At 72.1% G+C, this 15,416-nt stretch carries 15 protein-coding genes; 7 read left to right on the forward strand and 8 right to left on the reverse strand.

Annotated elements, in window-relative coordinates; all coding sequences use genetic code 11:
* Positions 1–102: 102 nt before the first annotated feature.
* Positions 103–741, reverse strand: a complete 639-nt coding sequence (locus ACWF79_RS02880; protein ID WP_453726268.1) for a response regulator — start codon at positions 739–741, stop codon at positions 103–105.
* Entirely contained in the window at positions 738–1,871 is a 1,134-nt protein-coding gene (locus ACWF79_RS02885) for a sensor histidine kinase (protein ID WP_453726578.1), read from the reverse strand. Before ACWF79_RS02885 ends, ACWF79_RS02880 begins: the two co-directional genes overlap by 4 nt.
* Positions 1,872–2,355: 484 nt before the next feature.
* Here ACWF79_RS02885 and ACWF79_RS02890 point away from each other — a divergent pair, with 484 nt between their 5' ends.
* Together ACWF79_RS02890 and ACWF79_RS02895 are read left to right on the forward strand one after the other, a co-directional pair.
* Entirely contained in the window at positions 2,356–2,898 is a 543-nt protein-coding gene (locus ACWF79_RS02890; protein WP_453726269.1) for a GlcG/HbpS family heme-binding protein, read from the forward strand.
* Positions 2,899–2,992: 94 nt separating this feature from the next.
* A complete protein-coding gene (locus ACWF79_RS02895) occupies positions 2,993–4,414 on the forward strand; it encodes a M1 family metallopeptidase (protein WP_453726270.1) in 1,422 nt (473 codons plus the stop codon).
* A 33-nt stretch (positions 4,415–4,447) separates the two neighbouring features.
* Here ACWF79_RS02895 and ACWF79_RS02900 read toward each other — a convergent pair whose 3' ends face one another.
* Positions 4,448–5,149: a DUF4232 domain-containing protein gene (locus ACWF79_RS02900; protein WP_453726271.1), complete on the reverse strand. Its 702-nt coding sequence runs from the start codon at positions 5,147–5,149 to the stop codon at positions 4,448–4,450.
* 247 nt (positions 5,150–5,396) lie between these two features.
* Positions 5,397–5,972 (reverse strand): TerD family protein, encoded by a 576-nt coding sequence (locus tag ACWF79_RS02905; protein WP_453726272.1) that lies wholly within the window; start codon positions 5,970–5,972, stop codon positions 5,397–5,399.
* Between the two features lie 141 nt (positions 5,973–6,113).
* On the opposite strand from ACWF79_RS02905, the gene arfB reads away from it, so the two are divergent.
* On the forward strand, positions 6,114–6,542 hold the full coding sequence (gene arfB, locus ACWF79_RS02910) for an alternative ribosome rescue aminoacyl-tRNA hydrolase ArfB (protein WP_362420396.1): 429 nt from the start codon (positions 6,114–6,116) through the stop codon (positions 6,540–6,542).
* A gap of 141 nt (positions 6,543–6,683) precedes the next feature.
* Here arfB and ACWF79_RS02915 read toward each other — a convergent pair whose 3' ends face one another.
* Positions 6,684–7,250, reverse strand: a complete 567-nt coding sequence (locus ACWF79_RS02915; RefSeq protein WP_453726273.1) for a flavin reductase family protein — start codon at positions 7,248–7,250, stop codon at positions 6,684–6,686.
* 327 nt (positions 7,251–7,577) lie between these two features.
* Here ACWF79_RS02915 and cdgB point away from each other — a divergent pair, with 327 nt between their 5' ends.
* Both cdgB and ACWF79_RS02925 read left to right on the forward strand, forming a co-directional pair.
* Positions 7,578–9,200 carry a diguanylate cyclase CdgB gene (gene cdgB / locus ACWF79_RS02920; RefSeq protein WP_453726274.1) on the forward strand — a complete coding sequence of 541 codons (1,623 nt, stop codon included), beginning with the start codon at positions 7,578–7,580 and terminating at the stop codon, positions 9,198–9,200.
* A 108-nt stretch (positions 9,201–9,308) separates the two neighbouring features.
* Positions 9,309–10,292 carry a CBM35 domain-containing protein gene (locus tag ACWF79_RS02925; protein ID WP_453726275.1) on the forward strand — a complete coding sequence of 328 codons (984 nt, stop codon included), beginning with the start codon at positions 9,309–9,311 and terminating at the stop codon, positions 10,290–10,292.
* 57 nt (positions 10,293–10,349) lie between these two features.
* On the opposite strand, the gene ACWF79_RS02930 is transcribed toward ACWF79_RS02925, so the two are convergent.
* The 3 genes from ACWF79_RS02930 to ACWF79_RS02940 all read right to left on the reverse strand — a co-directional run bounded on the left by ACWF79_RS02930 (position 10,350) and on the right by ACWF79_RS02940 (position 13,496).
* The gene (locus tag ACWF79_RS02930; RefSeq protein ID WP_453726276.1) at positions 10,350–11,276 is read right to left on the reverse strand and encodes a 1-phosphofructokinase family hexose kinase; all 927 of its coding nucleotides are present in this window, start codon (positions 11,274–11,276) and stop codon (positions 10,350–10,352) included.
* 136 nt (positions 11,277–11,412) lie between these two features.
* Complete coding sequence (gene nagA / locus ACWF79_RS02935) at positions 11,413–12,558, reverse strand: N-acetylglucosamine-6-phosphate deacetylase (protein ID WP_453726277.1); 1,146 nt, start codon at positions 12,556–12,558, stop codon at positions 11,413–11,415.
* A complete protein-coding gene (locus tag ACWF79_RS02940) occupies positions 12,558–13,496 on the reverse strand; it encodes an ROK family protein (RefSeq protein WP_453726278.1) in 939 nt (312 codons plus the stop codon). The genes nagA and ACWF79_RS02940 overlap by 1 nt, the downstream gene beginning before the upstream one ends.
* A 217-nt stretch (positions 13,497–13,713) precedes the next feature.
* Here ACWF79_RS02940 and ACWF79_RS02945 point away from each other — a divergent pair, with 217 nt between their 5' ends.
* Together ACWF79_RS02945 and ACWF79_RS02950 are read left to right on the forward strand one after the other, a co-directional pair.
* Positions 13,714–14,985 carry an ABC transporter substrate-binding protein gene (locus ACWF79_RS02945; protein WP_453726279.1) on the forward strand — a complete coding sequence of 424 codons (1,272 nt, stop codon included), beginning with the start codon at positions 13,714–13,716 and terminating at the stop codon, positions 14,983–14,985.
* A gap of 23 nt (positions 14,986–15,008) precedes the next feature.
* Entirely contained in the window at positions 15,009–15,374 is a 366-nt protein-coding gene (locus ACWF79_RS02950) for a DUF3263 domain-containing protein (protein ID WP_453726280.1), read from the forward strand.
* Positions 15,375–15,416 lie beyond the last annotated feature (42 nt).

Here is a 15,416-nt window from a genome sequence, read left to right on the forward strand (position 1 = left end):
GGCTACGCAGGGTAGCAGTCTGGGGGTGTCTCGTCGATCAGGCCGGATCAGCGAGCGGCGTCCTGGGGCGTCGGGAGCCCGGCATGATCGGCGAGACACCCCCTAGGGGAGGAGACGCCGTTCCTTTGCCACGGCTACGGCGCCCGCACGTGTGTCCACACCGAGCTTCGCGTAGATCCGGCCCAGATGGGTCTTCACGGTCGCCTCGCTGATGAAGAGCGCGCGGGCGATCTCGCGGTTGCCGAGGCCGTGGGCGAGCTGGCCGAGGATGTCCCGCTCGCGGTCGGTGAGCGTCGGCCCGGCCGCGCCGCGCATCCGGTCCATGACCCGGCTGGCGACCGGTGGCGACAGGGTCGTACGGCCCTGGGCGGCCGAGTGGATCGCGGCGAACAGCTCCTCCGGGCGCTCGGCCTTCAGGAGGTACCCGGTCGCGCCCGCCTCGATGGCACGGGTGACGTCGGCGTCCGTGTCGTACGTCGTGAGCACCAGGACGTGCACGCCGGTGCCCGCGCCCGCGATCCGGCGCGTCGCCTCCACGCCGTCGATGCCCGGGCCGAGCTGGAGGTCCATCAGGACGACGTCCGGGCGCATCTTCGCGGCCATCGCGACGGCCTCCTCGCCGCTGCCCGCCTCGCCGACGACCTCGATGTCGTCGGCGCTGCCGAGCAGGGCGAGCAGGCCGGCGCGGACCACGGCGTGGTCGTCGCAGAGCAGGATCCGAACCGTCGTCCGTGCCGTCACGAGCGGACCTCCAGAGGGATGGCGGCGGAGAGCACCGTGCCCTCGCCGGGAGTGGACTCCACCGTGAGCGTGCCGCCGAGCTGCTGGGCGCGCACCCGCATCGCGGGCAGGCCGTGGCCGCGTACGCCTCCGCCACCACCGCCACTGCCGTCCCGCGGTGTCGACGGCTCGAAGCCGCGGCCGTCGTCGGCGATGTCCAGGACGACCTGGTCGTCGAGGTAGGTCAGGGTGACGGCGGCGGAGGTGGCGGAGGCGTGCTCGCGGACGTTGGCGAGGGCGCCCTGCGCGATGCGCAGCAGCGCCGACTGCACGCGCTCGGGCAGCGGGACCGGTACGCCGTCGACCCGGAAGGCGGCCGACTCGCGCCCCGCGACCGTGCGCAGCGCCTCCTGGAGGCCGCCGCCCTCGGCGAGGTCGGCGGGGGCGAGGTCGTGGACGAATCGGCGGGCCTCGGCGAGGTTGCGTTCGGCGATGGACTCGGCGGTACGGACATGGCGGCGGGCGGTCGAGGGGTCGCTGTCCCAGGTGCGTTCGGCCGCCTGGAGCAGCATCTGCTGGCTGGACAGGCCCTGCGCGAGGCTGTCGTGGATCTCCATCGACAGCCGCTGGCGTTCGGCGAGGGTGCCCTCGCGGCGCTCGGTCGCGGCGAGTTCGCGCCGGGTGCGGATCAGGTCGTCGATCAGCGCGCGCTGGCGGTCCGCCTGGCGTTGGGCGTGGACGAAGACGGCGGTGGCGATGGCGGCGACGGCCGGCGGGGCGATGACGAGGTTGGGGTCGAAGCCGTCGTCGGAGAGCTGGACCTGCGCGATGACGACGAAGGCGGTGAGGAGGGTGACGAGGATGAGAGCCGCACGGGGCGGGAGGGTGCGCAGGCCGGTGTAGAAGAGCGGCACCGCGCACCAGGCGAAGCTCGGCGCGAGGAGCACCAGGACCATCCAGACGGCGACGACCGTGACCAGCCAGGCGATCCGGCGCGGGGTGGCACGGGTGCCGAGCACGGGGCCGAGGAGGTAGAGGGCGGCGAGTGTGCCGGAGAGCGCGACGATCCAGGGGCTGCGGTCCGCCCACGGGTGGCGCAGGAGGAAGCGGGCGAGGGAGGCGCCGAGGAGGAGGAAGAACGCGACGTGCATGACCCGCGCGAGCCAGTACGAGTCCGGGTCGGCGGCGGGGTTCGTGTCCGGGCCGGTCGGCGGGGGCGGGGCGGTGCCGGGGCCCCGGTCCGTGTCCCGGTCGGTCGTCCGGGCCGGGTCTGTGTCCGGGCCCCGGTCGGCGGCCCGGTCCGGGTCGGGCGCCCGTCTCCCCGGCGCGGTGCCCGCGCCCGGGGCCGGGGTCTCGTGCCCGTGCGCTTCCGGTGGGGGCGCTGTCACTCGAACTCCTCTGGCCTGGGGATACGTAGCCATCCTGGCCCGGGAGGACCAGAGGGGCATCAACCGATCGGCTGACACCCCCGTCGTCCATCATGCGCGACGGCGGCAGCCGGTCCGTGGACCGTACGGGCCCGGAACCGGGCGGAGGATCGATGGCAGAGCGAAGGAACCGGCCGCCCGAGACGGACGGCGCCGGACGCCTCGACCACTGCCTCGGCCGACCACGCCGCAGCCTCAAGGAGCCCTCATGAACAAGAAGATCGTCTTCGGTGCCGCCACCGCCGCCGTCCTCGCCGCCGGTACCTTCGGCGCCGTCTCCGCGAACGCCTCCGCCCCGGCCGCCGCGCCCGCCGTCGCCGCCAAGGCCGACGCGTCGAACGAGAACCTCCAGCAGACCACGCATCTCACCATCGAGGCCGCCACCAAGGCCGCGCAGGCCACCCTGGACGCCGCCGAGGACGAGAACCAGCGCGTCTCGGTCGCCGTCGTCGACCGCAACGGCAACACCATCGTGACCCTGCGCGGCGACGGCGCCGGCCCGCAGTCCTACGAGTCGGCCGAGCGCAAGGCGTTCACCGCCGTCTCCTGGAACGCCCCGACCTCCGTGCTCGCCGGCCGTCTCGCCCAGGCCCCGAACCTGAAGGACATCCCCGGCACGCTGTTCCTCGCCGGTGGCGCCCCGGTGACCGTCAAGGGCGCCCCGATCGCCGGTATCGGCGTCGCCGGTGCCCCGAGCGGCGACCTGGACGAGAAGTTCGCGCAGGCCGGCGTGGCGGCGCTGAACAAGTAAGCCGTACGGCAGCCGCGAGAACGGCCACCACGAGAGGCGCCGCCCGGACCCCGTCGGGCGGCGCCCTGCGCGTACCCCCGCCTAAGATCGATTCGTGGACGTACGCAGCCGAACCGCCCTGGCGACCGCCCTCGCCGGGCTGCTCGTGCTCGCCGGCTGCACCGCCGGCGGCGTGGACGGCGGGAGCGGTGGCGGCCTGGACATCGGCGGCGTGCACGGCACACCCGGCGCGGCCGGGCTGCGCGACCCGTACTTCCCCAAGCTCGGCAACGGCGGCTACGACGTCAGCCACTACGCGCTGGACCTGCGCTACGACCCGAAGCGCGGGCGGCTCGACGCCACCGCCATGATCACGGCCCGCGCGACCCAGGACCTCAGCGCCTTCAACCTCGACCTCGCCGGTCTCACCGTCGGCTCCGCCTCCGTCGACGACGCCCCGGCCGCCGTCAACCGGGCCGGGAACGAGCTGACGCTCCGGCCGCGCGACGACATCGACAAGGGCGAGGTCTTCCGTACGAAGGTCACGTACTCCGGCGTGCCCGAGACGATCACCGACCCGGACGGCTCGCGGGAGGGCTGGCTGCGTACGGCGGACGGCGCGGTCGCGCTCGGGCAGCCGACCGGCTCCATGGCCTGGTTCCCCGGCAACCACCACCCCGTCGACAAGGCGGCGTACGACATCACGCTCACCGTCCCGGCCGGTACGCAGGGCGTCGCCAACGGGGTCCGGACCTCCGAGCGGACCGCGAACGGCAGGACCACGTCCGTCTGGCACGTCGCGGAGCCGATGGCGAGCTACCTCGCGACCGTGGGCATCGGCCGGTACGAGACGAAGGTGTCGGCGACCCCGTCCGGGCTGCCCGTGCTGACCGCCGCCGACCCGACGGTCGCCGCGCGGAGCGCGCCGCTGCTGGAACGTATCCCCGAGCTCCTCGCCTGGCAGGAGAAGACCTTCGGGCCGTACCCCTTCTCCGCCGCCGGGGCGGTCGTCGAGCGGCCCGGCGACGCGGGCTACGCGCTGGAGACGCAGACCCGGCCGGTCCTCCCGCTGGACGCGTTCACGCCGGAGATCCTCGCGCACGAGCTGGCACACCAGTGGTTCGGCAACTCGGTCACGCCCAAGACCTGGCAGGACATCTGGCTGAGCGAGGGCTTCGCCGTGTACGCGGAGTGGCTGTACGCGGAGGAGTTCGAGGACGTCCCGGCGCGCCTCAGCTTCCAGGAGGCCTTCGACGCCGACGCCAACTGGGCGTTCCCGCCAGCCGAACCGCCCGCCGCCGAGAACCTCTTCGACCCGCCCGTGTATCAGCGGGGCGCGATGGTGGTCCACAAGATCCGCGAGCGGGTCGGCGAGAAGACGTTCCGCGAGATCCTGGCCGGCTGGCCGGCCACCCACCGTCACGGCAACGCCTCCACCGCCGACTTCACCGCCTACGTGGAGGACGTGGCGGGTGAGGACCTGGACGACGTGTGGGACGTGTGGCTGTACGGGGACGGGAAGCCGGCGCAGCCCTGACCACACCCGGGCCGTGCCCTCTCGATCAGGCCGTCAGGAGCCCGACCTGAAGAGGATGTCCTCGATCGCGCCCCGGTCGCGGTGCCAGTACGTGACCTTGGCGTTGGATCCGACGTTGAGGAAGCCGATCTCCTTGGAGAACGCGACGTCGAGCATCGCGACGTCGTCGTTGGTGCCCAGGACGCGGTCCTGGTAGCCGATGGACACCGCCTCCACGGCGATCGTCTTCTCGCTGCCCCGGTAGAGGAACAGGCCCGCGTACGCCTTCTGCTTCGGCCCGATCGTGGCGAGCGCCTTCGGCTTGGGCCCCATCGCGGGGAGCGGCCCCTCGATGTGGGCGCCGAAGCCGATGCGCGGGTAGTGGTAGAGGGTGCAGGCCTTGTCGGTGAAGTTGGTGGCCGTGATGAGGAGGTGCTGGCCCGAGTCCTGCCGCCAGACCGACGTGGCGATCGAGAGGTCGTTGTCGTTGCAGGCCACGACGCCCGTCGTGCCGCCCTCGCCCGACCTGGTGGGTGCGGGGGCGGTCGGTTCAGGAGTCTTGGAGGCCGTCGCGCCCGGGGTGCCGGATGACGGCGTCGCGGTGGACGGGCTGCTCGACGAGGGAGTCGCCGACGCGGTGGGCTTCTTGGCGTCGTCCGTGTCGCCGGACTGGCAGGCCGTGGAGGAGAGGAGCGCGGCGACGGCCGCGAACCCAAGGGTGCAGGTCTTCCACCTGGTGGAGCGAGCAGTGCGCATGGTAACCCCCGTGTACCTTCGCGTGGCTTGATTGGTGCGCTGGTCCGTTCGGTTCTGCCCTGGCCGGATCGCGGACATCCGTGTCCTGACAGGCCGTTACGGACTCAGGACATGGAGGTCACGGTTCCGTTCGAGTCGGGGGCGCGCACGGAAAAGAGCCCCGGCACGACGAGCGTGCCGGGGCTCTCCTGAGGGTCCGGGGATCCGTACGTCGACCCTACGTCCCCACCTCGGAGACGTCTCTACGTCAGAGGTTGACGCCGAAGTCGCGGGCGATGCCCTCCAGGCCGGAGGCGTACCCCTGGCCGACCGCGCGGAACTTCCACTCCGCGCCGTTGCGGTAGAGCTCGCCGAAGACCATCGCGGTCTCGACGGCGGCGTCCTCGGAGAGGTCGTAGCGGGCGATCTCGGCGCCGCCGGCCTGGTTGATGATGCGGATGTAGGCGTTCCGCACCTGGCCGAAGTTCTGCGAGCGGTTGACCGCGTCGTAGATGGAGACCGGGAAGACGATCTTGTCGACGTTCGGCGGGAGGGCCGCCAGGTTGACGTTGATCTGCTCGTCGTCGCCGCCGCCCTCGCCCGTGCGGTTGTCGCCGGTGTGGACGATGGTCTGGTCCGGCGTCGCCTTGTTGTTGAAGAAGACGAAGTGCGCGTCGGAGGCGACCTTGCCGGCGCTGTCGACGCCGATCGCGGACGCGTCGAGGTCGAAGTCGGTGCCGGTGGTGGTACGGACGTCCCAGCCGAGGCCCACGGTGACGGCGGTCAGGCCCGGAGCCTCCTTGGTCAGGGAGACGTTGCCGCCCTTGGACAGGCTTACAGCCATGGGAAGTCCCTTTCTTCGTGCCTTCGTGATGTCGTGCGTCGTCACACGGGATAACGCGGACGGTGGCCCGCCGGTTCCAGCGTGCGAAACGCGTGCGAAAACAGGATGACGTGCGGGAGCCCGTCCAGGGAACATGGACGTATGTCCGGTCCCTATCTGATCCGCGGCTCCGTCTCGCTTCCCGAGGCCGAGCTCATGTGGCGTTTCTCGCGGTCGTCGGGGCCGGGCGGGCAGCACGTGAACACCAGCGACTCGCAGGTGGAGCTCCGCTTCGACCTGGCGTCGACGGAGGCGCTGCCCGAGGTGTGGAAGGCGCGCGCCCTCGAACGGCTGGCCTCGCGGCTGGTCGGCGGGGTGGTGACGGTCCGCGCGTCGGAGCACCGCTCGCAGTGGCGCAACCGGGAGACGGCGGCGGTCCGGCTGGCCGCGCTGCTCGCGGAGGCGACGGCTCCGCCGCCGAAGCCCCGGCGGGCGACGAAGATTCCACGGGGCATCAACGAGCGTCGGCTGCGGGTGAAGAAGCAGCGCTCGGAGACGAAGCGGGGACGGCAGGGCCGCGACTGGGGCTGACCGACGTGGGCCTGCGACGTGACGTGAGGTCACGCCAGGGCTGCGCTGGGGCTGACCCGCGGTGCGCCCCTGACCTGCCGTGAGGTCACGCAGGGGCGCGAGTGGGGCTGACCCGACGCGTGCCCCTGACATGACGCGAGGTCACGTCAAGCGGCGGTACTTGCCTCGGAAGTACGTCAGCGGGGTGTCCTCCGTCGCCGTCGGGACCGTCGCCGTCAGGACGCGGGCCACCACCAGGGTGTGGTCGCCCGCCACCACCCGGTTCTCCGTACGGCATTCGAGCGTCGCCAGAGCGCCCGTCAGGAGCGGCGCGCCGCTCTCCCCGCCCCGGGTGTACGGGACGTCCGCGAAGAGCAGGCGGTCGCTCACCCGGCCCTTCATCGCGAAGCGGCCCGCGATGACGCGCTGCTGCTCGGAGAGGACGGAGACCGCCCACACCGGGACCTCCGCGAGCAGGTCGTCCATGCGGGAGCCGTTGCGCAGGCTCACCAGGACCAGCGGGGGGTCCAGGGAGACCGACATGAACGCGGTCGCCGTCATCCCGACGTCCTCGCCGCGCGGGCCGTCGTCGGGGTCGTGGGCCGTCACCAGGATCACGCCCGCCGCGAGGCGGGACATCGCCGCCCGGAACTCGTCGTTGCTCACCCCCTCAGCATGAGGGATCGCCAGATCCGAGGTGGGGGGCGGGGAGGGCGTCGTCGTCAGCACACTCGCACGCTAGCTCCGGCCCACGCCCCCCGCATCGGGCCCCGGGACCAGTCCCGGCACCCCCGCCGGTCCTAGGACCATCGTCCCCGGGCCGTCCGGCGGTGTGCGCCTCGCGCTGTTCCCTTTGCGTTCAAGAAGGTAGGGAATCGCGCCAGAACGCCGTCCGTGACCCCGCGCGCCCCTTGTGACTTGAGTCACAGAGCCCAGTATTTGTTGACCCTGTGTACCGGGTGCACAGCTCGCTGTGATTCAGTGGCGGAGACAATGCAGCACAAGAGCCGATGAGAACCCCTGGAGTTGCTGTCGAGGTCTCGGGGAGAGCGAGCGATGGAGACCGAGTCGGAGCCGTACGTCCGTCTTGCGACCCTGCGGCAGCTGCATCAGGTCGTGGCCGACCTCAATACAGCCCGCAGTCTGGCGGACACCCTGCAGACCGTTGCCGACGGCATCGTCGCCGGTCTCAACTACGAGCTGGCCTGCGTCAACCTCGTCCGCCCCGACGGTGACCTCGTCGTCGCCGCCTTCGCCGGCAGTACCGCCGCCGAAGCGCTGATCACCGGCCGCGTCGGCTCCCGCGCCTCCTGGGAACGCCGCCTCTCCATGGGTGTCGCCTGGGGTGACCTGCGGTTCATCCCGCACACCGAGGGCTGGGTCCTCATCGAGGACGACGTCCCGCAGTGGCACACCGAGGGCCCCGCCCCCCGCTTCGAGGACGAGTGGCACCCCCACGACCGCCTCTACGCCCCCATGTACGCCTCCGGCTCCGGCCGCGAGCTGCTCGGCGTGATCTCCGTCGACCGGCCGCGCAACGGCCGGCACCCCGGTCCCTGGGGTCAGGAGGCGCTCCAGATGTACGCCTCCCAGTCGGCGATTGCGATCAGCAACGCCCGGCTGCGAGCAAACATGCAGCGCGCCCTCGTCCGCCTGGAGCGCGAGCAGCAGGCCCTGCGCGCCAGTGAAGAGTCGTTTCGGCAGGCCTTCGAGTACGCCCCCTCCGGCATGGCCATCGCCGAGATGGGCGGCGACCAGCACGGCCGCCTGCTGCGCACCAACGACGCCCTGTGCCGCCTCCTCGGCCGGCCCGCCTCCGTGATGCGGCGCTACTCCTTCGCCGACCTCGTCCACCCCGAGGACATAGGGACCCTGCTGCGCACCTCCGCCGAGGGCGGCCGCGCCGAGCTGCGCCTCGGCCGCCGCGACGGCACGTACGTCTGGGTCTCCCTGCGTAACTCCGTCGTCGCCGACACCGCCGACGGGCCGCGCTTCCTCCTCACCCACGTCGAGGACATCGAGGAGCGCAAGCGCCACGAGCTGCAGCTCGCCCACCGCGCCTCGCACGACGCCCTCACCGGCCTGCCCAACAGCGCCGAGCTGCGCTCGCGGCTCAGCGCCCGGCTCTGCGAGCGCCCGCACGCCACCCCCGAGGCGGACTACGACACCCCGTACGGCCACGAGCACGGCTTCGGCTTCGACGCGGGGCCCGGTGTGGCCGGCCCGTACGACCACCACGTCCACACCGTGGCCCCGGCCGGCGGGGACGTCGACGACGGGACGAAGGGGCTCGCGGTCCTCTTCTGCGACCTCGACGGCTTCAAGTCGATCAACGACCGCTTCGGGCACCACACCGGCGACGCCGTCCTCATCGAGGTCGCCCGACGGCTCACCACCGGCGTACGCGACGGGGACACCGTCGCCCGCCTCGGCGGAGACGAGTTCGTCGTCCTCGCCGACGGCCTCGGCGCCGCCGACGCCGCCGACCTCGCCGTGCGGCTGCGCAACGCGATCATTCCGCCGATCCGGGTGGACGGGCGGGCGGTCCGGGTCGGGGCGAGTTTCGGCATCGGCTGGGCCGAGTGCGGGATGAGCGTCGAAGAGGTCCTGAACTCCGCCGACCAGCGGATGTACATCGAGAAGCGGTCCCGCGCCAAGGTCCACCGCCGCGCCGGATAGGGGTACGCGGCACCCTCGCCTGTCAAGGTCCGGATCGTCGGGTTCCCCGTTCGGGGTAGGCTCGGCCGGTCGGCGACGGCTGGCGAGCATGGATAGGAGTGACCAGGGATGGCTGCCGGTAACGACGGCGCGAACACGCCCGAGGACGACGATCCGTTCGGCTACCTGTACGCGGACGGTCAGGCGGCGGGCGCCCAGCCGCCGGGTCAGGCCGGTGGCTACGGCTACCCCGGACCGGCCGCGCAGCCGGGTGTGCCCCGGACCTCGTACAACCAGGTCAGAACGGTCGGCGAGCGTCAGTACGGCGGTCAGCAGCAGTACGGCCAGGGTGCGCAGGGCGCCCCCGGGCAGGTCCCGCAGCAGCCCGCGTACGGCCAGCCGCACCCGCAGTACGCCGCGCCCGAGACGTACCCGGGCTCGCAGACCCGCCAGTCGCCGATCCCGCACCAGCGCGGTGGCGGTGGCGGCGGTCGCGGACCGAACACCAAGGGGCTGCTGATCGGCGCGATCGCGGTCGTCGTGGTCGTCGTGATAGGGATCACGGCCGCCGTGCTCAACAACACCGGCGACGAGCCCAACGGTGGCACCGCGGGCGGCAAGCCGACCGGTGGGTCCACCCAGGTCCAGGAGACCCCGTCCGACGAGCCCAGCACCGAGCCGTCCCAGGCTCCGCTGCCCCAGCAGGACGCGGCGACGCTCAAGCTCGGCGGCTCGGCGTCGCTCGCCAAGGACATCAAGGGCGCGGAGGGCGCGGGCGGTGCCTACGTGACCGGGTTCAACGCGGTCGGCTCGTCCGCCACCTGGCAGACCGAGGTGCCCGAGGCCGGCACCTACCGCATGTACGTGCGGTACGCGGTCCCGGCCAAGGACGCCAACGCCACCGTGACCGTCAACGACAAGGCGAACACGAACCCGATGAACCTGAAGAACTTCATCGGTTCCTCCGACCCGAACCTGGAGAAGAACTGGCAGACCACCTGGTCCCAGGTCTCACTCCAGAAGGGTCAGAACACGATCAAGCTCTCCTGCGAGCAGGGGAACCAGTGCGACGTGATCTTCGACTGGGTGAAGATCAGCAAGGGTGAGCTCTGAGCCGTACGGCTCGCACGTCAGGCCCCGTGGAACCGGCAGGTTCCACGGGGCTTTTCGCTAGGCCGCCTCCGCCTGCTCCGTCACCGTCACGCGCGTCAGCAGCTCCTCGTACGCCGTCCCGTCGAACTCGCCCGCCACCGGGGCGAGGACCGTCGCAGCCGACAGGGCGACCGCGCGGATCAGCCGCTCCGGCCAGGGGAGTTTCTCGACCAGACCCGACAGCAGGCCCGCGACGGCCGAGTCGCCGGCGCCCGTCGGGTTGCCCTTGACCGCTGACGGCGGGGCGGCGCGCCACAGGCCGTCCGGGGTGGCGGCCAGCATGCCGTCGGGGCCCAGGGAGGAGACGACCGCGTGCGCGCCGCGGCGGCGGGCGTCGCGGGTGGCGCGGTGCGGCTCGCGGGAGCCGGTGAGCTGGGCGAGCTCGTCGGCGTTGGGCTTGACCACGTCGGGGCGGGCCGCGATGCCGCGTCGCAGGGGCTCGCCGCTGGTGTCGAGGAGGACGGGGACGCCCGCTGCGCGGGCGAGACGGATCAGCTCCGCGTACGCGCCGACGTGGATGCCGGGCGGCAGGCTGCCGCAGAGGGCGACGGCCTCGGCGTCGGCGAGGAGTTCGGTGTAGCGGGCGGTGAGAGTCGTCCACTCGGCGGGGGTGACGGTCGGGCCGGGCTCGTTGAGCTGGGTGGTGTCGCCGGTCGCGGTGTCGACGATCGCGACGGTACGGCGGGTGGTTCCGGCGGTCGGGACCAGGGCGTCGACGACCGTGCTCGATGCCAGGTGGGCGCGGAGGAGCTCGCCCGTCGAGCCGCCCGCGAAGCCGGTGGCGACCGTCTCGTGGCCGAGGGCGGCGAGGACGCGGGCGACGTTGAGGCCTTTGCCGCCGGGGCGTTCGATGACCTGGGTGACGCGGTGGGAGGCGTGCGGGACGAGCGCGGGGACGCGGTACGTGAGGTCGAGCGCCGTGTTGAGGGTGACCGTGAGAATCACCTGCCGTACCCCCGTACATGGTCGAAAGTTCGTGGAACAGCCGCGCAACCGCGCCTGGAACGCGCCCCGATCATGCCAAACGGAAGGCGGTTGGCCCAGTCCCCGGGCCAACCGCCGTACGTCCGATGGGGCGATATCACGCCAGGTGGGGCTCAACCACCCAGGTGCCCTTGCGCATCACGCCCTTGACGTCGAATTCGGCGTCGAGCACGACCAGGTCGGCGTCCTTGCCGGGCTCCAGGGAGCCGACGCGGTCGTCGATGCCGAGCAGCCGGGCGGGGTTGGCGGAGATGGCCTGGACGATCGACTCGACGGGCAGCTTGTCGATGGTCGCGGCGCGCTTGAACGCCCGGTCCAGGGTGAGGGTCGAGCCGGCGATGGAGCCGCCCTCGACGAGCCGCGCGACGCCCTCCTTCACCTCGACGGCCAGCGGGCCGAGCGAGTACAGGCCGTCGCCGAAGCCGGCCGCGTCCATCGCGTCCGTGATGAACGCGACGCGCCGGGGGCCCGCGTGATGGAACGCCAGCTCCAGGGCGGCCGGGTGCAGGTGGGTGCCGTCGTTGATGAGCTCGACGGTGATCCGCTCGTCCTCCAGGAGCGCGGCGATCGGGCCGGGGGTGCGGTGGCCGAGCGCGGGCATCGCGTTGTAGAGGTGGGTGGCCACGGTGGCGCCCGCGTCGATGGCCTCGACGGTCTGCTCGTACGTCGCGTCGGTGTGGCCGATGGCGGCGATCACGCCGTGTTCGGCGAGCAGGCGTACGGAGTCGATGCCGCCGGGCAGTTCGGTGGCGAGGGTGACCATCTTGGCCTGGCCGCGCGCGGCGTCGACGAGCTTGCGGACCTCGGCCGGGTCGGGGTCGCGCAGCAGCGTCTCGTCGTGCGCGCCCTTGCGGCAGGGGGCGATGAACGGGCCCTCGAAGTGGATGCCCGCGATCTCGCCCTGCTCGGCGAGTTCGGAGAGCAGCCCGGCGCGGCGGCTGAGGAAGTCCATCTCGCCGGTGACGAAGGAGGCGACGACGGTCGTGGTGCCGTGCAGCCGGTGGGTGTGGACGCCGGTGAGGATCTCCTCGACGGTGCCGGAGGTGAAGGAGGCTCCGCCGCCGCCGTGGTTGTGCATGTCGACGAAGCCGGGGACGACCCAGTGGCCCGTGAGGTCGAGCGAGGGCGCGTCGGCGGGCGAGGAGCCCGCGATGCGACCGCCGTCGACGATCACCCGTCCGTTCTCGACGACCCCGGTCGGCAGCACCACGCGGGCCCCGGCGAGAACTGTGGAAACGGCCATCAGGCGGATACCTCCGAGTCGAGGGAGAGAAGATCCCAGGCGAGGAGGCCCGCGCCCAGGCATCCGGCGGTGTCCCCGAGGGCTGCCGGTACGACGGCGGGCAGCTTCTGGAACGTGACGCGTTCCTCCACCGCGGCCCTCAGTGGTGTGAACAAGGTTTCCCCGGCCTCGGCGAGACCGCCACCGATGATGAGCGTGCGGGGGTCCAGCAGGGTGAGCGCGGTGACCAGGCCGTCCGCGAGCGCGTCGATGGCCTCCTGCCAGACCCGTACGGCCCGGGGGTCGCCGGACTCGACGGCCTTGGCGCAGTCGGCGGCGTCCGCCTTCGGGTCGCCGGAGGCGGCGGCCCAGGCCTGGGAGACGGCGGAGGCGGAGGCGTACCGCTCCAGGCAGCCGCGCTGGCCGCAGCCGCACTCGGTGCCGCCGGGGCGGACGACGATGTGGCCGATCTCGCCGGCGTAGCCGTGGGCGCCGGCCTCGATGGCGCCGCCGATGCCGATGGCGCCGGCGATCCCGGTGCCGAGCGGCACGAAGAGGAAGCGGTCGGCGCCGTTGCCCGCGCCGATCCGGCCCTCGGCGAGGCCGCCGGTGCGGACGTCGTGGCCGAGGGCGACGGGGATGGAGTCCAGGCGTTCGCTGAGCAGCGCGCGCATCGGGATGTCGCGCCAGCCGAGGTTGGCGGCGTAGACGGCGATGCCGCGGGCGGCGTCCACGATGCCGGGGACGGCGACTCCGGCGGCCGCGGCGGGCTCGCCGTACCGTTCGAGGCCGTAGGCGCGCAGTTCGGCGGCGAAGTCGAGGATCGTCTCGACCACGGCGTCGGGGCCGCGCTCGCGCCCGGTGGCGCGGCGTGCCTCGTGGAGCAGGGTGCCGTCCGCCCCGACGAGGGCGGCCTTCATGCCGGTGCCGCCCACATCGAGGGCGATGACGTGTCTCACGGGGACAGTCTCGCCGGTCCGGGGCCGAAAGGTCTAGTCCACTGACCGATATTGTTGCGGTGGGATACAAATTCGAAGGGTGAGGCGTACGGCCTGCGGCGACGGACTTCACAAGGTCTTCACCCCATGCCGGGGACCTCCCCAAGTGGTGTAGACCTTATGCTTCCTCTCCTGTGAAAATCACAGCTCAACGACGAGCAGAGGGTGGGGCAACGCTGTGCAGCGGCGATTCATTGGACTGACCGCGACAATCGCCGCGCTCGGACTGACCGCGGGTCTCTCCGGCTGCGGGCTCACCGAGGGAGCCACCGGCGACGTGACGCTCAAGCTCGTCGCCGCCGACTACGACCTGAACGGCGGCGACAGCACCAAGAAGTACTGGGACGAGCTCACCGCCGCCTACGAGGCCAAGCACCCCGGCGTCCAGGTCGACGTCCAGATCGAGTCCTGGAACGACGTCGACCGCAAGGTCGCCGAGATGGTCAAGGCCGGACAGGCCCCCGACATCGCCCAGATCGGCGCCTACGCCGACTACGCCGCCGCGGGTGAGCTCTACTCCGCCGACGAGCTGCTCTCCATCCCCGTCCAGGCCAACTTCCTGCGCCCGCTCGTCGAGGCCGGCGAGCACAAGCGCGCCCAGTACGGTCTGCCCTTCGCCGCCTCCACCCGGCTGCTCTTCTTCAACCAGGACCTCTTCGACCAGGCCGGCATCAGCAAGCCGCCGACCTCCTGGGAGGAGCTGGCCGCCGCCGCGGAGAAGCTGAAGGACAAGGACGTGAAGTACCCCTTCGCGCTGCCGCTCGGCCCCGAGGAGGCGCAGGCCGAGACCATGATGTGGCTGCTCAGCGGCGGCGACGGCTACACCGACGGCTCCGACCGCTACCGGATCGACTCCGAGCAGAACGTCGAGACCTTCGACTGGCTGAAGACGAACCTGGTCCAGAAGGAGCTCACCGGCCCGGTCGCCCCCGGCAAGCTCAACCGCAAGGACGCCTTCGCCGCCTTCTCGCGCGGCGAGGTCGGCATGCTCAACGGCCACCCCTCGCTGATGCAGGAGGCCGAGAAGAAGGGCGTCAAGGTCGGCAAGGTCGCGCTCCCGGGCGCGGACGGCAAGGCCAAGGCGTCCATGGGCGTCGCCGACTGGATCATGGGCTTCAAGCAGAACGGCCACCGCGAGGAGATCGGCGACTTCCTGGACTTCGTCTTCAGCGACGAGAACGTGCTGAAGTTCGCGGGCGGCAACGACCTGCTGCCGCCGACGGTCAGCGCGTACTCCCGGATGGAGAACGACGCGGAGCACAAGGACCTCCGCGAGTTCCTCGCGGAGCTGCCGAACTCGCAGCTCCCGCCGGTCGGCAAGACGTCGTGGGCCCAGGTGAGCGACAACATCAAGCAGAACATAGGCAAGGCCGTCACCCCGGGCGCGAAGCCGGCCGACGTGCTGGGCGAGATCGCCCGCAAGGCGACGGCGGCCGAGAGCGCGGAGTGAGCGCGGGGTAATAGGTTGTTCGTATGACCGGTACGACCGACACGAGCAGCCCGGGGCCCAGTGACGACGCGGGCGCCGGGGACGCCGTGCCCGGGGCCGGTGACGACGGGCTCGGTGAGGGAGGGCCCGGTGACGGCGGGCTCCGTGACGGCGGGCTCGGCCACGGTGGGCTCGGGGAGCGGGAGCGGGCCGTGCTCGCGCTCGAACGGCGGTCCTGGCCCGGTCCCGGCGCCAAGGAGCGGGCCGTCCGCGAGCGGCTCGGCCTCTCCGCGACCCGCTACTACCAGCTCCTCAACGCCCTCCTCGACGACCCGCGCGCGCTGGCGCACGACCCGGTGACCGTCAACCGGCTCCGCCGGGTCCGTGCGGAGAAGGAGCAGCGCCGCTGAGACGCGGCTCGGTGCTCCGCGAAGAGGCAGCGCCGAAGAGGC

This window comes from Streptomyces sp. NPDC054975, assembly GCF_053609105.1.

Coding starts and splice junctions, on each gene's coding strand:
- ACWF79_RS02890 (WP_453726269.1), top strand. CDS start 2,356: ATGAACAAGAAGATCGTCTTCGGTGCCGCCACCGCCGCCGTCCTCGCC.
- ACWF79_RS02900 (WP_453726271.1), bottom strand. CDS start 5,149: ATGCGCACTGCTCGCTCCACCAGGTGGAAGACCTGCACCCTTGGGTTC.
- ACWF79_RS02885 (WP_453726578.1), bottom strand. CDS start 1,871: ATGCACGTCGCGTTCTTCCTCCTCCTCGGCGCCTCCCTCGCCCGCTTC.
- ACWF79_RS02905 (WP_453726272.1), bottom strand. CDS start 5,972: ATGGCTGTAAGCCTGTCCAAGGGCGGCAACGTCTCCCTGACCAAGGAG.
- arfB (WP_362420396.1), top strand. CDS start 6,114: ATGTCCGGTCCCTATCTGATCCGCGGCTCCGTCTCGCTTCCCGAGGCC.
- ACWF79_RS02925 (WP_453726275.1), top strand. CDS start 9,309: ATGGCTGCCGGTAACGACGGCGCGAACACGCCCGAGGACGACGATCCG.
- cdgB (WP_453726274.1), top strand. CDS start 7,578: ATGGAGACCGAGTCGGAGCCGTACGTCCGTCTTGCGACCCTGCGGCAG.
- nagA (WP_453726277.1), bottom strand. CDS start 12,558: ATGGCCGTTTCCACAGTTCTCGCCGGGGCCCGCGTGGTGCTGCCGACC.
- ACWF79_RS02950 (WP_453726280.1), top strand. CDS start 15,009: ATGACCGGTACGACCGACACGAGCAGCCCGGGGCCCAGTGACGACGCG.